Raw genomic sequence first — 20,482 nt, 5'->3', positions numbered from 1 at the left:
GCCGTCGCCATTGGTATCTGCGTATGTTCCGGTTTTGGTTAATCTGATTACCGGGGTCTGCGGAAGTGGCGTAACCGTGCAATCCGGACAGGCAGGATCAACAGGAGGTGTACCAGGACCTGAAGGGTTGCCACTCTCAGACTGATCGCTAACGTTGTTTCCTTTAGGATCTTTACCCGTTGCTGTTGCAATGTTGTAAACAGCACCTTTATCAATATCGACCTGTGTTACTGTATAAGAAGCAGTGAATGTATTTAAGTCCGCTGCGCCAGGAAGTAATGTTACCGGTCCACCAGTTACGGTTACTTTAAGGTCGGTAATAACGATGCCGCTCACCGTAACGTTACCCGTGTTTTCAACTTTGAAAGTATAGCTGATCTTATCGCCAAGGTTTACTTTACCATCGCCGTTGGTATCTGCGTATGTTCCGGTTTTGGTTAATTTAATAACCGGGGTCTGCGGAAGTGGAGTAACCGTGCAATCCGGACAGGCAGGATCAACAGGAGGTGTACCAGGACCTGAAGGGTTACCACTTTCAGATTGATCGGTAACGTTGTTTCCTTTAGGATCTTTACCCGTTGCGGTTGCAATGTTGTAAACAGCGCCTTTATCAATATCGGCCTGTGTTACAGTATAAGAAGCTGTGAAGCTCGATAGGTCTGCTGCGCCAGGAAGTAATGTTACCGGTCCACCAACAACAGTAACTTTAGGGTCATTAATAACGATATCACTTACCGTTACGTTTCCAGTGTTTTCAACTTTGAAGGTATAGCTGATCTTGTCGCCAAGGTTTACTTTACCGTCGCCATTGGTATCTGCGTAAGTTCCGGTTTTAGTTAATTTAATAACCGGAGTTTGTGGAAGTGGCGTAACCGTGCAATCCGGACAGCCAGGATCAACAGGAGGTGTACCAGGACCTGAAGGATTACCGCTTTCAGACTGGTCGCTAACGTTGTTTCCTTTAGGATCTTTACCAGTCGCTGTTGCAATGTTGTAAACCGCACCTTTATCAATATCGGCCTGTGTTACAGTATAAGAAGCAGTGAAGCTTGATAGGTCGGCAGCACCAGGAAGTAAAGTTACCGGACCACCGGTTACGGTTACTTTAGGGTCGGTAATAACGATGCCGCTCACCGTTACGTTACCAGTATTTTCAACTTTGAAAGTATAGCTGATCTTGTCGCCAAGGTTCACCTTGCCGTCGCCGTTCGTATCTGCGTAAGTTCCGGTTTTGGTTAATCTGATCACCGGGGTCTGTGGAAGTGGCGTAACCGTGCAATCCGGACAGGCAGGATCAACAGGAGGTGTACCAGGACCTGAAGGGTTACCGCTTTCTGACTGATCGGTAACGTTGTTTCCTTTAGGATCTTTACCAGTGGCTGTTGCAATGTTGTAAACAGCACCTTTATCAATATCGGCCTGTGTTACCGTGTAAGAAGCAGTGAAGCTTGATAAGTTTGCTGCACCAGGAAGTAAAGTTACCGGTCCGCCGGTTACGGTTACTTTAGGGTCGGTAATAACGATGCCGCTCACCGTTACGTTACCCGTGTTTTCAACTTTGAAAGTATAGCTGATCTTATCGCCAAGGTTTACTTTACCGTCGCCGTTCGTATCTGCGTATGTTCCGGTTTTGGTTAATCTGATCACCGGGGTCTGCGGAAGTGGCGTAACCGTGCAATCCGGACAGGCAGGATCAACAGGAGGCGCACCAGGACCTGAAGGGTTACCGCTCTCAGACTGATCGGTAACGTTGTTTCCTTTAGGATCTTTACCAGTCGCTGTTGCGATGTTGTAAACAGCGCCTTTATCAATATCGGCCTGTGTTACCGTGTAAGAAGCAGTGAAGCTTGATAGGTCGGCTGCACCGGGAAGCAAAGTCACCGGTCCACCGGTTACGGTTACTTTAGGGTCGGTAATAACGATGCCGCTCACCGTTACGTTTCCAGTGTTTTCAACTTTGAAAGTATAGCTGATCTTGTCGCCAAGGTTTACTTTACCGTCGCCGTTCGTATCTGCGTATGTTCCGGTTTTGGTTAATCTGATTACCGGGGTCTGCGGAAGTGGCGTAATGGTACAATCCGGACAGGCAGGATCAACAGGAGGTGTACCAGGACCTGAAGGGTTACCACTTTCTGACTGATCGATAACGTTGTTGCCTTTAGGATCTTTACCCGTTGCGGTTGCAATGTTGTACACCGCGCCTTTATCAATATCGGCCTGTGTTACCGTGTAAGAAGCAGTAAATGTAGTTAAGTCTGCAGCGCCAGGAAGTAATGTTACCGGACCACCGGTTACGGTTACTTTAGGGTCGGTAATAACGATACCGCTCACCGTTACGTTACCCGTGTTTTCAACTTTGAAAGTATAGCTGATCTTGTCGCCAAGGTTTACCTTACCGTCGCCATTGGTATCTGCGTAAGTTCCGGTTTTAGTTAATTTAATAACCGGGGTTTGTGTGATGATCGTTTCAGTTGGCGTATCATTTAAAGCAGTAGATCCCGAAATATCACTTACAGGTGTATTGATTGGGTCCTTAGCAGTAACAGTAGCCTGGTTTGTTACCTTACCAGCATCAACATTAGCCTGGGTAACCGTATATGTACCTGAATAAGTCCATACTTCGCTAACACTAAGCAGCTGATCGTTACCAGTATCGCCTGTAGGGCCAGTTAAGGTAACAAAAGGCAGACTTTCAGCTAAAGCGACCGTGTTCAATATTACATCCCCTTCGTTTTTGACTTTAAAGCTGTAATTAATCACATCACCAAGTTTGAAAGTGCCATCAGCACCGCTACCCGTATTCGTTATCGATTTAACTAAAGATATTTTCGGATTGGTACCAATGGTGATCGTTACCGTAATCGGGTCAGAATCTACCAGATCGCCAGTAGTAAGTTTGTAGGTGTATGTATCCGTACCGATATAACCATTTGTTGGCGTATAGGTAATTGTGCCATCACCATTAACCACAACAGAACCGTGCGTTGGATTAGCCACTTTACTAACAGTGGTACCCGATGCACTGACACCATCATTGGATTTTACAACTGTTGTAACCGGCGTGTTCAATGCAGTTAAACTGGCATCATTAACCCCAACCGGTTTAATTCGGACAGTAATTGTACCCTGATTACTTACAATACCTGCATTGTCTTTTACCGTGTATTTAACCGGCGTTGCAATACCGATAAAGGCAGGCTCAGGGTTAAAGGTAACTTTTCCAGTTGCCTGATCGACGGTATAAATACCCTGGTTGGCTACCGTAAGGCTGGTACCATAGGTATTTGTTGTTGGGTTAAATAGTAAAACTGTTGTTTTATTAATTGTTGCGTTACCGTTTGGATCCGTATCGTTCGCAAGAACGTCAATAATCAAATCAGTGTCTATAGTAGTAGATACTTCATCGTTTACAGCAACCGGAACTTGATCAACGGCAAAGTTTACCGCTGTTACATCCATACTTAAACCAGGTATCACTACAGTAACCCGCATATCAGGTACACCAGCTTCAAATCCGGTCTGACTATTGTTAACGCCAAACGAATCACCTACAGCACTCCAGCCAGCGGGAATCGTTGGCGGGATATTCGCTAGCGTATTGGTTCCGTTCACCGGTACATTAATAGTAGAAATAGCCACACTATATGTCCCCTTATTCAGGTTGGCAAATTCATAGCTGCCATTAGCGGCAACAGGCGTTTTAGCAATAATTTTATTCGTGTTATCTAATAAGTAAGCGTATAATAGAGATCCGCTGAGCGTGTTGATTCCGGTTCCGGAGATTTGATTATCACTCAAACCGTTTCCGTCGTTAATCACATTTCCAGAAATTGACGGACCAATAATATCTTTCAACCTGTAATCTTCTGTTTCACCATCGGCAGCGAACGACGTGCTTCGCTCATCTACCGGAGTAGCAGGGTCATCGATCAGATTACTTGTTGTTATTCTGATCCGTGCATAGAGCGGGCCAGTTTTGATGTCATTAATAAAAGACGCATTAGGATAAGTAAGCGTTACTGTATAATTGGAAGCATTGGCCGGAACAGTAACACTGATCATTTCATTGGGAGAAAAAATACCATCCCCATCAAAGTCAATCCATCCGCGTACCACAGCAGGCACGTTTTTAGTATTAGTAACCGGAAAGCTCAGAACATAATCCCCAGCCTGATTTACCTTAATTTCGGCTAAGGCCGAAGCATCAATCGTGTTTTCATCATTATTCTGCGTATTATTATCCGCATTAGCTAAGGGTCCATGAGCACCCAGACCATCCGCATCTACATTGGGCGAACCGATATATACCGTAGCCTCAGGCGTTAACGGTGTAGTAGGGTAATTAACAGTGGCATAGTCGCCATCACCAGGAAAATAATCGGTGATCAAAAATTTATCAATATAATGGCCAACTTTATCACCGTAAGAGATCGGGGCATCTCCAAGATCAAAAGGCAAGACAAAACCGATGGCCATGGCGGTAATACCAGAACCTTTCATCTCTACATCCAGCAGGTTGCTTGCATTATGGGCAAACATAACCGCCTGGATACCAAAATTGCCGGGTTGAAGGTTAGCAGAAAGTTTAAATTTCTTACCTGCATTAGAAAGCAACATTCTATAGTGGTCATCATTAGCATTACCATTGGTACGCTTGTTTAACAACTGCCAGGCAATAGAAGAAGGCGATGTTCCCTGGATATATTCACCACTCGCATCAATAGATTCGGCATCGCCGATCACCATACCCGGGTAAGTAATGTTTGTCCAGACCCCATTAATCAAAATATCAACTTTTACGTCGATATCGAACTTGATTGTTGCGCCGGTTGTGGTGGCAAGCCCCGAATTTACCACACCCCTGGAATTTGGCTTAGTAAGTCCGTTTCCAGAATAAATCAAGTCGAGCCCATCACCGGAATATTGACCAGGCGTATAGGCTACCATATTTCCGCCAGCATTAGTAGTGCGGTTAGAAATGATGGCCGTAATGCGGACTGTTGGGGAGAACATCCAGCGGTACGTACCATTTACCACATTGTTACTGGTAAAAGTAGCTGGCTTTTCAGTCAGGGTAGCATTATCCCAGGTAAGCCAGTATACAGCGTTGGTAAGATCGCCAGCTGTTCCGCCAATGGCATATTGCGCCCTGGCGTTGTTTACGAAAAAAGTTAGGGCAACGAGCAATCCAATTGCGTACCGAAATCGTAAGTTTCGTTTTAAATACAGTAAAAATTTTTCCATGCGATAAGTTTATCTTCCCCTTACACATAGGGGAGCGTTAAGTGGGCGCAAAGATGACTTATGCTGGCATTAGTAACGGATCATCCATATGGGCAGGCGTACTTCCCACATGGATGATCTATGTTGAGGTGACCTCTTGCAGGTACTCTGAAGGCGTGAGGCCGACTATCAATTTGAAGTTTCTATTAAACGAAATCTTTGAATTAAAGCCACTTGCGAGAGCAAGTTGCTCTATAGTTAGCTTGCTCCCTGATTTGTTATCGAGCATATGGCAAGCATATGTTATGCGGTGCTTGTTAACGAAGCTGGTAAAATTGGTCTGCAACTGCAAATTGAATGTTTGCGTAAGGTGGTGGGCTGGAATTTTAAGTTGGAGTGCAAGATTTTCCAGGGAAAGAGCAGGATCAAGATAAGGTTTTTGCGCATCCATGAGATCATTAAGTTTAGAAGTATACTCCTGCAACTGAAAATCCGATAATTTCGACTTAGCATATAAAGGGGTTGCATCTTTATCAAGAGCTTCCTCTAAAGGCCGCTCGCCATCAGCGCGGTGAACCTTAAGGAACATATTTTTTAGATAACCAAGAATCAGGACTGAGATAATCAGCATGAATGTATAAATAGTTGTTCGAAACACATAGCTGCTTTGTGCGGCAGTACCGTGTTTAGCTATGGAGATGCTTACAGCGATAAAGAACATACTGACAAACAGCATCATAATTCCGCCCACTAAGACGATATTACGTTTCCGCTTCATGTGCAGGATTGCATTGCTTCCGTTGCTAAAGATGCCGGTAAAGGTATAACCTAAAAGAGAGCATACCGAGCACAATGCACTTATTCGCATCACTGGCTTGAAAATATGGGGATCCTTATGCCAACCGTAGATTGCCGAATGGATAAAGATAATAAAGAAGATTGCGAATGGGATTAAATGAATCAATACCCTAACCGTAGAAATCGTCTTTCCTTTCATTGCCCGAAGCGCAAAGTAAAGAAAAGGACCGTAGACAAATATGAAAGGCATCATCCTATCCAACCACCGCTGGTGTATGTAGAAATTCTCCAGATAAAAGACATAAAATGCATGGAAAAACACAAATATGGAAAATGCGTTGATGACTTTTCCAAACAAATCTTTTCTGTTGTATTCAAATCCGATATAGATGTTTATCGCACTGATAGTTCCGGTCAATAACAGAAGATAGGGAATCAGTGGGAATATTGTAGGTTCATTCATAGGTGTTAAGGAGTACGCTGAGGATCTAAGTGAGTTCGTTGATATTCTTGTGGTGTTAAATTGGTAATTTGCTTAAAATATTTATTGAAAGACGTTTTTGAGTTGAAACCACATTCATAAGCTAAAGATTCAATGGTAAGCATGCCGTTGCTGGATTTCATTTGTTCAATAGCATAATTGATCCTGTACTGAGCTACGAACTTATAAAATGTGAGCTTCATGTGCACCGTAAATATTTGAGAAAGGATGTGTTTTGGAATGTCCAATGTTTTAGAAAGGAGTTCTAATGACAAATCCGATTTGAGATAGATATTTGTGTTTTCAAAGCAGTCGGTGATCATTTTTTTGTAGCGCTCTGCCATCTCAGTACTCAGTTGCGAATTAGCATACATAGGTGTTACGGCATCTTCCAGCTTCGCCGGAAGCGCTTTTGGTATACTCAACAGGTATCGAAAACCCAGGAAACACATGCTCAACAGAAGAAAATAACTAAAGAAACGGTAGTCAATCCCCATGTCAATTTTAAATACGTTCCAGCATAGATACATCAGGATCATTAGTGTGGCAATGATGATATATATAGCAGCACACATCACCAGCAGGTCGGTAGCAGGTGTATTCTGTGCCGAATACAGTCTATTGAGCGTCAGACAGCTGTATGTTATTAATGATATTGAGATCACCAAATAGGAACTTTGGTAAAATGCAAATGCGCTACCGGCCCATGTATAATGAAAGATTTCGGCAAACCATACATATGCATAGATAACTGTGATAATCGCTGCCGGTACTAGATGTAAGCCATCTTTACCCGTTATTCGGGCACCGGATAGAGATCGTAAAGCAAGATGGAGCAGTGGACCAAATAACATCCATGCGGGGTTCCATAGACGCTCAGTAAGGCTTATTTCATTTATGGTCCATTGAAATTTATAAAAGACAACATAAATTCCCAGGCAGGCTGAGAGCAAAATTAATTTATTAAAGATACTGGTTAGCTTTAAGAGCATTATTTATTAATCATCAAGGATAGTCGAACGTTCGGCAAAGTTACCCTTTTCTAAATATTTTTTTGGTGACTTTGATTGTTCAGTTTTGTTAATGCACCCAGCCTGCGCATTTTGAACGATTTTACGGGGAAAGACTTGATTTTTGTCAACTAAAATGGCTGCAGATTACGCAAATAACAAAAAAAATGCTGGCGTATTTGATACGCCAGCAGAGCGGGACATTGAAAAGCGGTGTGCTTTGAACGTGTCCCTGCTTATCTAACCTGTAAAATATTAAATTGTTTTATAATTATAATCTAAAAGAAAGTCCCAGAAAATAACTTCTCATCGCTTCATGCTGAATGCCATAATTCAGCCCTCCATCTATTTTAATATCTTTAGCCACCTCCAGCTGCAGGGCGGCATTTAGAAAATTGTTCCACTGATGTGCCTGGATATCATAGGTATAATAAGTTTCAGCTACCGCATCGAGTTTTTTAAACAGCGGATGGCTGGCCGTCAATGATTCAAGCAGCTGGGTATAATGACCTTCACCATCCTCATTCTGTAACCTGTCGAATTCTACCTGCATACCCAGCTTCCATTCGCCCCCCAATTTCAAAGACATCGGAACAATTACACCACCTTCATACCTATCATCCTGAAGGGCAGATGCGGTGGGAAATTTTAGGTAGGGCAATAGCGCAACGGCAAAATCCCCTTTATCATTCCCTAACAGGTTTTGCTTTATGCGCAGAGTCAAATCACCAAATCCATTACTCCTCTCTGATGATCCATCAGTGAATTCTTTTTGCGAAACGTAGCTTTGCACTACCAGCTGTATGGCAGTAGATCCACTTATTCCCAGTTTGAGGTTGGCTTGGTTAAAAAGCCTTGTTGTTTTAAGCAGGCCCTCCCCATTCGTTTTTTCCAAACGGAACAGATCAGTCTCTACCTGAAGGTGGCCTGCATCTGTCGTAATCGGAGATTCGGTTATATTGGGCCGGTCAGTTTCCATTTCCCGAAGCTTTTCTTTCGGCACTGGATGGAAGAGATGATAAACTTCTGTCTCCTGTGCCTGCAAAGTGGAAAACAAAGCCGGAAAAATTGCAGATAGTATTAAAAATTTCTTCATATAGCTGGTGTTTAAAAGCAGAACATTATTTTTTGCTGCATTGTTTAACCGATAAGCTGAAATCTATCTTTCGTGAGGAGTTTATCTTTTTCTACCCCCGCGACTCTTTAAAAAAGTTTGCGAAAATCTTATTCATAACCTGAGTTCGATTATTAATATCTGTTTGAAAGGTGTACTGCTAATTTTTTTAACTCAAAGTCGTGACGATAGCTTTAGAGAAAGAAAGTTAAAACTAATCAAAATGCATAAATATCAATCGAACTCAGATTCATAGGTAATTTAAGCTTTAGGATCAGTCTGCAGGGGGTAGCTTAGATCAAAACAGCAGACTTAAAAAGCTATTGGAAAACAACATAGTATTTAACCAATTTCTGCAAACTGGTAAAAAATTGTAATCATAAAATATTGGTTATATTAATTTTTTCTTTCAATTCCTTTAGTATTCCTTAAGTGTTTTGTTCTAAATTAATTGAAATTATTGTAGACCTAACGGAGATGGGTTGGCTAATCCATTTAAAAGGCCTTAAAACAGTCTTAAAAATCACAAAAAAAACCTTCAGGTTATTCAGAACGGCGATTTCGTTAATGGACCCAAATGGGCTTGAACCAGGAACCAAAAGATTATGAGCCATCCAGCATTCTGGGCTCATTACTTTTTGTGGTTTAGGAACAATTATACACTATCAGACTAAAAGCGCTCCTCCATCAATTGCCAATGTTTGTCCGGTAGCATAGCTTTGATTGATCAGGTAAAGAAATCCGCTTGCGACATCTGCACACTCTCCAACCCTTTTCACCAACAGGCTGTCGGCAGTATGCGCATAGAGTGCTTCACGGTCGGCTTCCGGCAAACTATCCCATAGTGGGGTTTTGATGACTCCCGGCATTACGCAGTTAACCCTAATAGGAGAAAGTTCTACTGCCATGGCACGGACAAACCCTTCCATAGCCCCACATATAGCAGATGCAATTGACCAGCCTGAACCAGGCCTTGTACTGGCGGTACCGCTGGTTAGAGATATCGATCCCCCAGGCCTGATTAGCGGGGCGCTGTATTTAACGGCGGCAACAGCCGCCCAAAAACGAATAGTAAAAAAATCACGGGCCTGGGTAATATCTGTTGATTCAATGTTATTTAAAGTTAGATTTTCTCCGGCAGAAAACACCAGATGATCAAGCGAACCGATCTGCTTAAAAAAGTCTCTGATGTTCTGCTCAACAGAAAGATCGACCGCAAAGCCTTCCGCATCAGAAGGGAGTGATTTCAGTGCATTTTCAATTTTTGAGAGTTTACTGGATACAATAACAACCTGTGCGCCTTCAGCTGCCACCATGCGTGCGGTTTCAAGGCCAATTCCCGAACTTGCGCCTAAAAGGACGACTCTTTTTCCTGTTAATGATTTCTTTTGGTCTGACATATTACAATGATTTGAATGGTCAAAATTCCAAAAGTAGATTTCGAAAACACTTACCAAATGGTAAAAAGCGCTAAATCAACGAAGTTTTAAATTTATAGGATAGCTTTCCTTATCCTGCTAAGCGACTGTGGTGTGACATTCAGGTAAGTTGCGATATGATTCAAAGGAACCTGATAAGCAATGTCTGCCTGTAGCTTTAAGAATTGCTTATATCTTTCTGTAGCATTCAGACCTGAATAGGCATTTTTTAACCTGACTTTTTCGAGCAGCCTGTTTTGATTGATCTGGTCAATTATCCTGGTAAAAAATGGCAGTTTTTTACACAAGGTTTTAAAGTTATTCACGTTGATGACCAGTACCTCAGCATTATTGCTAACCTGGATGGCATTATCGGTTATGGTTTCATAAAGGAAACTGTCTAATATGGTACATATCTGGCCCGCTCCTATGAAGAAGTATGTTACTTCATCTCCTTTATGATTCGTGGAGATGATCCTGACAATCCCCGAAACGATGAAAAATAATTCTTTGCAAACCTTGTTGCCTTTGAAAAGAAAGTCACCTTCTTCCAGGCGCTTAGGATAAAAAACCGAGACAATTGCTTTGCTATCTTCCTCAGTCAGCGGGTGAAAGGAAGAAAGGTATGCTATCAAGGCATCCTCTTGAGTCGTTGTTCGCTCCATTGTAATTAACGTTCTGGCTTAAAAAAACTAATTTCAGCAAAATTTAAATTAAGTAATGTGAAAATAAGCAATCGTTACAAGTTTTATATGGCCGGTGCAGAAAGCATCAACAATATAGGAGATTGGACAGTTGCATTTCAACAAAAACATCAGGCATGTTACTTAATTTTAGCGATTAGCTTTAAATTAGAGAAATTCAGGAACACAAGACATCGGATTTATCTTATCTTATATACTAATGTTAACTAATTTCGCTAAAGATCAAGGTTTATTTTTGGATACCCACTTATTTTATAATTGTCCATTGTTATCTGCCAGTTTTTGTAAGCTATTTTATTAAATCTATAATTTTCTTAGATGCAAAGACTGTCTATCACGCTCCAATCGTTAGACCATTACAGAATATAGCCAAAATTTTACATAACTTTAAAAATTATTCAAAAAAATGGCTCTGAAACCTGTAAAAAATGAAGCTAATTTACTCGCATTAGTTGCGAAAGGAAATCAGCGTGCATTTACCGAGCTTTTTGATGCTTATTATAAACAACTTGGAGAGTATATTTATAAACTTACTGACTCAATCGAAGTTACGGAAGAGATCGTTCAGGATGTTTTTATAAAAGTGTGGCTTAAAAGAGAAACGCTTCCCGAATTAGATAATTTCTGTTACTACTTGTTTATTCTTTCCAGAAATCAGGCTTTAAATCATTTACGAAAAGAGGCTAATAACAAAGTTAGGCAATTGGAATGGTCAAAGCAGTGGGATGAGGATGATTTACCTGATGATTCTAGTGTAAGTGAACAATACCGCCAAATTTTAGATGCAGCAGTAGAAAAATTACCTCCCCAGCAAAAGAAAGTTTACAAACTGAGCCGGGAACAAAGATTAAAACACGAAGAGATCGCTAAAATCTTAAACTTATCTCCGGAAACAGTTAAAAAGCATATTAAGTTGGCCTTGCGTTTCATTAAAAGCGAGGTATCTTCTCAAAGCGATATAGTTATTATATCAATATTAGTTACTCCATTATTTTTTTAAAAAAAATAATTTCTGTTACCCCTTTTTTTAAGAGCATGTGTCTTTAGTATTAAAATAGCATTAATTAAAAAATGCTTTACTGAAGATTATGACGCAAAAAAACCGTATCGCTGATTTATTTCAAAAATATTTTGATAGAACGGATACTGCCGAAGAACGGAATGAGCTAATGCTTTTAATCAGTGAAACTGATTCTGATAAAGATTTAAGCGCATTAATAGAAGATCTTTATATAAGTTATAAGCCACAGCAAAGTCCGTTTATTGAAGATCAGCGAGACAAAATTTTGCAGAACATTTTGTCTGGCATCGATGGTGCAGAGCGGAAAAAAGCCGTGAACAAAATCTATTTCAAAACTAGATGGTTTAAATATTCAGTTGCTGCCTCTCTATTGATTTTGATGACCATTAGCGGTTATCTCTTTACACACAGGCACACCGCTGATACACAAAACGTAAAAGCGGATTTTAGGCCAGGTAGCAACAAAGCTACCCTGACCCTTAGCGATGGCTCTACCATAAATCTGGATGATGTGCATAATGGGAAATTAGCCAGTGAAGATAACATGGAAGTGAATAAGCCTAAGGATGGTGAAATCAGCTACCATGCTGCCGTTGGTTCAAATACAGCATCGGGCACAAGGTCAAATATTAATAATATTAAAACGCCAAGGGGCGGTCAATATCATGTTATTTTGTCTGATGGTAGTAAAGTGTGGTTAAATTCAGCTTCTTCTATCAGTTTTCCTGCCACATTCACCGGTAAGGAACGAAAAGTAAAAATTAACGGAGAAGTTTATTTTGAAATAGCTAAAAATAAAGCAAAACCTTTTATAATTCAATCTGGCAACCAACTCGTTGAAGTATTGGGCACCCATTTCAACATCAACAGTTATGATGATGAACCGGACATTAAAACAACATTACTGGAGGGGGCTGTTAAGATCCTTCAACTGAACACCGGATTTACGGCACTTCTTAAACCGGGCCAACTAGCTATCAATAAATCATCCGGGCCAATCCTGGTAAAAAAAGCAGATCTGGAACAGGCTGTAGCCTGGAAAAATGGTCTGTTTCAGGTTAACGACGTCAGTTTAGAAACGATCATGCGCCAGGCATCCAGATGGTATGATGTGGATGTTGTATACCAGGGAAAAATACCAGAAAGGAAATTTTCCGGAAAAATCAAACGTAATGTCAATGCTTCCGAATTTTTACAAATGCTTGCTTTTTTTAATGTGCATTTCAGCATTGAAGGACGAACAATTATTGTAAAAAACTAAGAATAGAACAACAATTAACCAACCAACCTAACTACTCACCTAAACCACACAAAATGAAGAAAGAGCTACACCGCATCTAGCATCTAAGTCGGTTAATATAAAACCGGAAAGTGTTGACGCACTCCCCGGCTCAATCATGATTAAGGTTAACCATCAAAAAAATTAGCAATTGAATATCAACGTTTAACCCAAACCTTACAAAAGTATGTATTTAAATGGTTTATATAAGCCTTTGCAGCAGGTATTGCTGCTAATTAAAAAAACAAGTTTGCTTTGCAATTTCCCCATAACGTCTACTAATAACCTGTTAACTAAAAAGCAGATCTACTATGCGGATTAGTTTAACAGCATTCTTCAGTACTATATTATTCTTATTGGTCAATACCAAAAGTTATAGTCAAATTACCATTCATGAAAAAAATGTAGAAGTTCAAACCATCTTTAAATCAATTGAGTTACAATCTAAATTCACCTTTCTATACGACAGCCAGGATATCAAGAGTATATCCAAAGTAACCGTTGATATAAATAACGGTTCTGTTGAGGAGGCACTCGGCCAGGCTTTTAAAGGTTTACCGCTAACCTACACCATTATAGCCCAGACCATATTGGTGAAACAGAAAAAAACGGAAAATATAGCCTCCAAAGCAGATCCCGGAAAAAAGCCGGCACTACGTCTCAAAGGCATCGTAATGGACGAAAATCAACTGCCTTTAAAAGATGTAATGATCAAAGAGCTCAATCTTGGTTTTAAAACGCTTTCGAATGCCAGGGGTGAGTTTAGGATCCTGGCTGGCGCTTCCGGCACTCTTGTAGTATCAGCTCCCGGTTTTGCCAAACAGAGTATCAGCTATTCTGATACTACATTAATAGAAATTAATTTAAAGAAAGGTGATTTGGAAAGTATTGATTTGTCGGAAGTACAAATCCACCGGCTGAATGAGGCAAAAGCTAATCCTACAAGATTTATTAACATGGAGAACCGGAGTTATATGAACCTTGCACAGGTACTGCAGGGTACTATTCCTGGATTGAGTTTGCAAATTGTAAACACAAGTACTAAAACAGTAACCAGTATTGACGCCTATTCCCATACGGTAGGTGGGCAGGAATCCAGGCGATTCACACGCTATTCTGTCGAAGATTTCCTGGCCGCTTACGGCAAAATAAAAGGACAGCAGATTATTGACCTGCTATTGAAGGGAACGAATGTTCCTGCCGAGATCAGCCTTATTTACCATATCAATACAATCACAACCGTAACGAATACTTTAGTCCCCGAGATCAGAGGGGCAAGCAATTTTGCAAGCAATGCCTCTAATATGCTCGTGGTAATTGATGGTTTTCCGCAAGATGGATTTCCGGCCAATTACCCGATGACTAACGTAGAGTCTATTGAAGTCATTAAGGATCCCAAAGAATTAATTAAATGGGGCTCAAGAGCTGCCGGGGGGGCTATCCTGATCAAGTCAAAAATGGCAAGGGCCGGACAATTGCAGATCAATTATTCAACTAATTTATATTACTCGCCGGCACCCAAATATAACAGGCAAAAATTAAACCTGGCCAATACAGCTACTTATTTAGAATACCTTAAAGATCCGGCTTTACTTTTAAATAATGATGGTACGCCATTTGGATTATCTCCTGCAAGGCAGCTGCTTAGTAAAAGAAAATTAAAACAGATTACCGAGACGCAGTTTCAATCGCGATGGGATTCTTTGGGGAGGCTTGATAACGAAGACCAGGTTAACATGCTTCAGCAAAGTTCCTTTAATCAAAACCATACCCTAACCGTTAGCGGGGGTACAAAAGCATATAAGTTTACGGCTATAGGTAATTACATCACCGGACATGACAATGGCCTGGGAAGTAAGAAAAACGAGTATACTTTCAACCTGAACAATAATTTTAGTCTTTTAAAAGATAAACTTCATATCCGGTGGCTTGTTAATTTTTCAGATGCAAAAAATACTGCCGGGAATTCTTTTTCTCCAGCAAACCTGGGATTAGACCCTTATCAGATGCTTTTGGATGACCAGGGAAATTATGCTTATGATTATACGTTACTTTCTGAAGATGCAAACAATAAGATTGTAGGACTTGGTTATAAGAATTATGGCGTAAATTTGCTTCAAGACGCCAGAGTCAATAAAAATTTGTCTAAGGAAACGATCAAACGTTCCAACTTAAATATGAATTGGCAGTTGCTACCTGGCCTGTCATGGGTTACCTCTTTTTTGTATACCGGTAGAAATACAAATAACCAGACGCTTTACGGTGCAGAATCAAGCTATTCAAGACAACTGGTAGATAAATATGGACAGTTAAGCAGTAAGGGTGTTAACTTTTATCTTCCATACGGTGACATACTGCAGGAGAGCAACCGCGTTTCTGAAGAACTAAACTTAAGATCCGCCCTCACCTACTCGCGGGTAATTGGTAAACATAACATTAGCGCTACCTTAGGTGTGGGTGCTGCAAGTACCCTTAGCAGTAGTCCCGCCAATGCTGCATTATATGGTTATAATTCATCAACAAAAACCAGTACACCTGTTTATTTACCAACATTTCCTTCAACTGATGCCGCTATAACGAACTTTTATTCTTTGTTTGCAGGTGCCACCTCTAGTGCTTACCCGGGTATTTTGACACATCGCCTGTCAGGCGACACCACCAGAAACCGTAACCTCAATGGGAATGCATCCCTTATATATGGATTTTCGGATAGAATAAAAGCGGTGGGAACCTATATCAACGTATTAAACCCACTTTACGGACAGGCAGCGACGTACTCCACGCAAACTTCTTATAGTGGCGATGTGACAGGACGAGTGATTAAAAACTGGAACAGCATTTTGAAGGATGTTTTATTATCTGTTGGAACCACCAACATTAAAATGCCGGATTTGCCTACCCAATATAGTAATAGCAGGTATTTGCAGCCCTATTTTAAAAACTATACCATTTGGGTAGATGGAGCCACACCCACCCAGCAGCAAGGCCAAAGCTCTAAGTTGCTCTATCAAAAACTATCGCTTGCTTTTGCCGATAGTACTGTTGTTGTAAACGGGGCTTACAATACGCAAACCAACACCGGAAACCTGGAAACAAACAACACGTACAATGCGAAAAGCAATGCGACTAAAGAATTAAATTTCCTGAGTGGTGGAATAGATATGTTTCTGAGAAAGAAGCTGCTTAATCTTCACTTTAACTATGGAAAATCACCAGAAGGAAAAGCACAATACAATGGTAGCTTTTACTATAACATGGTTAGGGAAAGTTACTTTAAATCTAACACGATAACCGATCTTGAAGTTAACGCAATCCTACAGGACATCAGCCCGTATCAGGGATTTTCGCTGATGACATCAACCAATATTGCAACAGGCGGATCTTTTAGCCAGGCCACAAACAGCAACTTTGGCCTTTTACCTGCGGCCAATAAGATGTTTGAAGTTCATGGCAAAATTGGGTTGATTGACAGTAGATACAATGTGGATGTACGGTATTATAATCAAAATTCCGGCGGTGTAAATAATAACCTGTTTGTATTAACAGATCCAAGTACAGGACTTTCTTCCCAGGTTAGCTACAGCAGCATTACCAATAAGGGAATAGAGCTTTTCATGAGTGCAAATCTGATCAAATCCAATAATTTTAATTACACCATTACCTTAAATGGTGCACACAACAAGAACATCGCGAAAAATGTACCTGTAACACGCTTTACCGCAACAAATAGCTACACAACAGTAGCAAGGGAAGGTTATGATATCAGTAATATATGGGCGCCAAAATGGGCAGGACTTAATTCATCCGGAGATCCTCAGATGTATGATAAGAATGGAAATGTCACCGCTAAGCTGGACAGTACTACGGTTGCTTCGGCCTTAATCAACCAGGGTGTAACCAAGGCACCTTTTACCGGTGGATTTATCCAGGAGATCAGGGTAAAACAATTTTTTGCGCGTGTAGCACTTACCTTTAATTTAGGGTATGTAATGCGTTATTACAGGCCGTATCCTGGATACGATCGGGAAAACAGCAGTCTGATTGCCGACAGATGGCGGGTTCCAGGCGATGAGAACTGGACTGATGTACCAAAAATCGCTGATGTTAGCCCGTACAGAGACTTTGTTACCCGCTATTCAAGCAACAGCATATTGCCCGCAGATAATATTCGATTGCAAGAGGTAATGGTAGGCTTTAGCTTACCAAACAGCTATCTGAAAAAATATGGGTTAAGTTATTTTGTAATGACCTTTCAGGTACAAAACCTTGCCTATTGGGCAAAGAATAAATATAATATAGATCCCGCAACGGTGAGCCAGGACGGGAGAATTGGAAGTCCACTGGCAAAAATCTATTCATGTAACATAAGTGTAAATTTTTAAAATATGATGTATAAACGCGCACTATTTTTTGTCTTTGCTGCCTATAGTTTATGGTCATTTCAAGGCTGTAAAAAATTTCTTGATATTTCACCCTCTTCCACTAATGTGAACCCAACTACGGTGAAGGATTTTCAGGAGATGCTCAACAACGATTCACTAAGCAAATGCCATTTTTTTCTATTGGATGTGATGAGTGATGACCTTCAGTATTCGGATGTACAAATTACAGCGGCCTCCAATTATTATCTGCGGGCCTATTTATGGCAGAACACCGTTTGGAACCCTTCTGATCAAGACGAGATGTACAATTCTACGTATTCGAGAATATTGCAAATGAATATCATTCTGGACCGGATTAATGCTGCGCCTGCAGACGGGTATAATACACCAGAAAATAAAAGCGTTGTCATTTCACAAGCCCTTATAAACAGGGCATTTTACTACCTGCAGCTGGTAAATGCTTATGGTGGCGCTTACGATCCAACAACAGCTTTCAGCGATCCTGGTGTACCACTTGTGCTCACCGCAAAGGGCAATGCCTTGCCACCTAGGGCAAGCGTTGGACAGGTATATGACCTGGTGATTTCTGACCTGAAAGCGGCGGTAAACAATTCGCATCTAAGCAGTAAAGGAACAGATGTGATTCATCCCGGAAAATCGTCGGCTTATGCTTTGTTGGCAAGGGCTTATTTATATAAAGGAGATTATGTTTTGGCCTCAAACTATGCAGATTCTACATTAGCGAAGGAACGTACTTTGTTAAATTATAATTCAATCGACTATAAAAGCCTGTCCCAGTTACCAGACATGGTAGGCAATCCGGAAATATTGCTGGGACGGATCACTACGGATCTTGCATTTTATTCTTTTAATAACGCTACGGTTTTGCCCAGCACAACGCTTACGAACACCTTAACAACTTCTGATTTAAGGTATTCTAAAAAATTCGTTTCACCGAGCAGATTTCAACCTGCATATTACAACTCTGCGAATGGTAACACCATGGTATTTGACAATAGCATCGGTGTACCAGAAGTGATGTTGATTAAAGCAGAATGTTTAGCCCGTAACGGGTCATTTTCCGAAGCAGGCGCACTGATCAGTAAACTTAGAGAAGCCAGATTATCGCCTGCGACATTTTCGGCAGAAAAGCGCACCTATACGGCAACAAATATTTTAGGTTATGTATTGGATGAGCGGAGACGTGAATTGTTCTACCACGGCGGGCTTCGTTTATTTGATCTGAAGAGGTTAAATAAGGAAACAAGTTTAAAGAGAGACCTTAGTCGTCTTAATTATGCCGGCAACACCACGCTCGCAACCTTACCCGCAGGCTCAGGGCGTTACCTGGTACCTTTTAGCACTACAGTATTAGCCGCTAATCCAAACATCAGTCAAAACCCAAGATAACGTGGGTGAATTTTATTATCTAATCAATAAGATCATGTCGTACAAAACATATTATAATATACCCGGCTCAATGTTAAGTTTTAAAGGAGCATTGCTGTTTATCCTGCTGTTTTTAGGGATCGCCGCCTGCAAAAAAAACACGAGCGATGCCGATGGGCTACAATCCCGATTTGACAGGGGAATGGTTTCTTATGTACAAGGCAGCAATGTAGTTAGGTTAAATGGCAACGAATATAATTTTACGCCATATTATGTTGGCGTGCCCGTGCGACTGAAAGAGGCGGTGAATTCTGTGGATACGATAACCGCAGTTGTCGATCCGTTGATGGTTGCACAGTACAATCAACTGTATCAGGAAAAAAATCCAGCAATATCCGGGGGTGCTTTCGAGGTTTCTCATAAAGGAAAATTCTCATTCGCTCCAGGTGATGTAGAGGCGAAAGATTCGTTGTATGTGTTATTGAAGGACGGCAGTCAGTTAAAAGACAGCACCATTTACCTTGTACCTGTTACCTTATCTTCAAAACAAGGCGCCAATTTAAAATACTCACTCTTCTTCTTCAAAGTATTGGTCACTAAAGGCGATTTGCAAGCGAAAATATATGGTGCCACCGTAGGCACCGGAGTGAGTCTCACCAGGTTATCAAGTGGTGCTTTACAAGTAAACAATACTGGTGTTCTTCGTGATTCGATGAAGTTAAGAATAACGCTGAATAAGGTATTTCCTGCCAACGATGTTAGTGTGCAGGCTACTATCCTCACACAAAGTGAGATCACTGCAGCAATCGCTAAAGAGAAATTTGTTACCACAACAAATGTTCCCGATGCCAATACGGTACTTAAAAAAGGTATCGTTACCATACCCGCCAGGGCCCTATTAAGCAAAGACAGTATTAGCGTAGGCTTTATTAATAGGGCGACATTGAAATCCGGATGGTACTTGACCGGAATAAAAATCATCACGTATACCAATTCAATATACGGGGTTCCGCCCGTAGCCAATGACTCCTGCAGGGCCTATATCCGATTTTTTAAAAATAATTAATGATTTCTATTTCACAACCTAATTCAAGATTATGGTAAAAATGACAAGCTTTTGGGCCGTGGCAACGATGATCACTTTGCTCAGTAAAATGATACCAGCCCAACCAGTTTTATCAGATAAATATAGCTATTTCAATGTCGTTACGGATACCATAAGGCTTAAAGTAGGCGATAAATGCCCGGATATTATATTCCAGGATACAACCGGAGATCAAGGGAATAATGTAAAGCTTAGTGAGCTGAAAGGTAAATATGTACTCATCGATGTATGGGCATCGTGGTGTGCACCATGCCGCTCCGAATATCCGCATTTCTCTTTACTTGCAAAAAAAATGAAAGACAAGGAAATCACTTTTTTAAGCATCTCTTTAGATACTCAGGTTTGGCGATGGAAAGGCCCGGTACTTAACCAGATGGGTGGCCTCCAATGGAAGGTAAGGGATGAAACATTCGAAAAGGCCTTTGGCATCAATACCATTCCCAGATATATATTATTGGATAAAAATGGTATCATATTAAGCCTGAACATGACTAAACCATCAAAGCCGGAACTTGAGCAAGAACTGATAAAGCTTAAGGGAATTTAAAACAGTTATAC

General features: G+C 40.9%; 12 protein-coding genes. 6 read left to right on the top strand and 6 right to left on the bottom strand.

What is annotated here, in order from left to right; all coding sequences use genetic code 11:
* From OQX63_RS17495 to OQX63_RS17470, 6 genes are all read right to left on the bottom strand, one after another.
* The coding region (locus OQX63_RS17495) for a CshA/CshB family fibrillar adhesin-related protein (protein ID WP_265852111.1) at positions 1-5,244 on the bottom strand (5,244 nt) is incomplete at its 3' end.
* 118 nt (positions 5,245-5,362) lie between these two features.
* Positions 5,363-6,484, bottom strand: a complete 1,122-nt coding sequence (locus OQX63_RS17490; protein WP_265852110.1) for an AraC family transcriptional regulator — start codon at positions 6,482-6,484, stop codon at positions 5,363-5,365.
* A gap of 5 nt (positions 6,485-6,489) precedes the next feature.
* Positions 6,490-7,494, bottom strand: coding sequence for a helix-turn-helix domain-containing protein (locus tag OQX63_RS17485; protein ID WP_265852109.1), 1,005 nt, complete (start codon positions 7,492-7,494; stop codon positions 6,490-6,492).
* A 289-nt stretch (positions 7,495-7,783) separates the two neighbouring features.
* Positions 7,784-8,608 carry a transporter gene (locus OQX63_RS17480; RefSeq protein ID WP_265852108.1) on the bottom strand — a complete coding sequence of 275 codons (825 nt, stop codon included), beginning with the start codon at positions 8,606-8,608 and terminating at the stop codon, positions 7,784-7,786.
* A gap of 683 nt (positions 8,609-9,291) precedes the next feature.
* Positions 9,292-10,026, bottom strand: a complete 735-nt coding sequence (locus tag OQX63_RS17475) for an SDR family oxidoreductase (RefSeq protein WP_265852107.1) — start codon at positions 10,024-10,026, stop codon at positions 9,292-9,294.
* A gap of 92 nt (positions 10,027-10,118) precedes the next feature.
* Positions 10,119-10,709, bottom strand: coding sequence for a Crp/Fnr family transcriptional regulator (locus OQX63_RS17470; protein ID WP_265852106.1), 591 nt, complete (start codon positions 10,707-10,709; stop codon positions 10,119-10,121).
* A gap of 445 nt (positions 10,710-11,154) precedes the next feature.
* Here OQX63_RS17470 and OQX63_RS17465 point away from each other — a divergent pair, with 445 nt between their 5' ends.
* The 6 genes from OQX63_RS17465 (at position 11,155) to OQX63_RS17440 (ending at position 20,471) form a co-directional block, all read left to right on the top strand.
* Positions 11,155-11,748: an RNA polymerase sigma-70 factor gene (locus OQX63_RS17465; RefSeq protein ID WP_265852105.1), complete on the top strand. Its 594-nt coding sequence runs from the start codon at positions 11,155-11,157 to the stop codon at positions 11,746-11,748.
* Positions 11,749-11,836: 88 nt separating this feature from the next.
* Entirely contained in the window at positions 11,837-13,030 is a 1,194-nt protein-coding gene (locus OQX63_RS17460; RefSeq protein ID WP_265852104.1) for a FecR family protein, read from the top strand.
* A gap of 329 nt (positions 13,031-13,359) precedes the next feature.
* Positions 13,360-17,430 (top strand): SusC/RagA family TonB-linked outer membrane protein, encoded by a 4,071-nt coding sequence (locus OQX63_RS17455; protein ID WP_265852103.1) that lies wholly within the window; start codon positions 13,360-13,362, stop codon positions 17,428-17,430.
* A gap of 3 nt (positions 17,431-17,433) precedes the next feature.
* The gene (locus tag OQX63_RS17450) at positions 17,434-18,840 is read left to right on the top strand and encodes a RagB/SusD family nutrient uptake outer membrane protein (protein WP_265852102.1); all 1,407 of its coding nucleotides are present in this window, start codon (positions 17,434-17,436) and stop codon (positions 18,838-18,840) included.
* 34 nt (positions 18,841-18,874) lie between these two features.
* Positions 18,875-19,885 carry a DUF1735 domain-containing protein gene (locus OQX63_RS17445; RefSeq protein ID WP_265852101.1) on the top strand — a complete coding sequence of 337 codons (1,011 nt, stop codon included), beginning with the start codon at positions 18,875-18,877 and terminating at the stop codon, positions 19,883-19,885.
* Positions 19,886-19,925: 40 nt separating this feature from the next.
* Positions 19,926-20,471 carry a TlpA family protein disulfide reductase gene (locus tag OQX63_RS17440; protein ID WP_265852100.1) on the top strand — a complete coding sequence of 182 codons (546 nt, stop codon included), beginning with the start codon at positions 19,926-19,928 and terminating at the stop codon, positions 20,469-20,471.
* Positions 20,472-20,482 lie beyond the last annotated feature (11 nt).

Origin of the sequence: Pedobacter sp. PF22-3 (genome assembly GCF_026239555.1) — a bacterium.
GTDB lineage: Bacteria > Bacteroidota > Bacteroidia > Sphingobacteriales > Sphingobacteriaceae > Pedobacter.
This window is presented reverse-complemented; position numbering and strand designations above follow the sequence as displayed.

What these genes read in the sequence shown, in the direction of transcription:
- OQX63_RS17490 (WP_265852110.1), bottom strand. Translation starts at nt 6,484, where the DNA reads ATGAATGAACCTACAATATTCCCACTGATTCCCTATCTTCTGTTATTG.
- OQX63_RS17485 (WP_265852109.1), bottom strand. Translation starts at nt 7,494, where the DNA reads ATGCTCTTAAAGCTAACCAGTATCTTTAATAAATTAATTTTGCTCTCA.
- OQX63_RS17445 (WP_265852101.1), top strand. Translation starts at nt 18,875, where the DNA reads ATGTCGTACAAAACATATTATAATATACCCGGCTCAATGTTAAGTTTT.
- OQX63_RS17465 (WP_265852105.1), top strand. Translation starts at nt 11,155, where the DNA reads ATGGCTCTGAAACCTGTAAAAAATGAAGCTAATTTACTCGCATTAGTT.
- OQX63_RS17470 (WP_265852106.1), bottom strand. Translation starts at nt 10,709, where the DNA reads ATGGAGCGAACAACGACTCAAGAGGATGCCTTGATAGCATACCTTTCT.
- OQX63_RS17450 (WP_265852102.1), top strand. Translation starts at nt 17,434, where the DNA reads ATGATGTATAAACGCGCACTATTTTTTGTCTTTGCTGCCTATAGTTTA.
- OQX63_RS17440 (WP_265852100.1), top strand. Translation starts at nt 19,926, where the DNA reads ATGACAAGCTTTTGGGCCGTGGCAACGATGATCACTTTGCTCAGTAAA.
- OQX63_RS17475 (WP_265852107.1), bottom strand. Translation starts at nt 10,026, where the DNA reads ATGTCAGACCAAAAGAAATCATTAACAGGAAAAAGAGTCGTCCTTTTA.
- OQX63_RS17460 (WP_265852104.1), top strand. Translation starts at nt 11,837, where the DNA reads ATGACGCAAAAAAACCGTATCGCTGATTTATTTCAAAAATATTTTGAT.
- OQX63_RS17455 (WP_265852103.1), top strand. Translation starts at nt 13,360, where the DNA reads ATGCGGATTAGTTTAACAGCATTCTTCAGTACTATATTATTCTTATTG.
- OQX63_RS17480 (WP_265852108.1), bottom strand. Translation starts at nt 8,608, where the DNA reads ATGAAGAAATTTTTAATACTATCTGCAATTTTTCCGGCTTTGTTTTCC.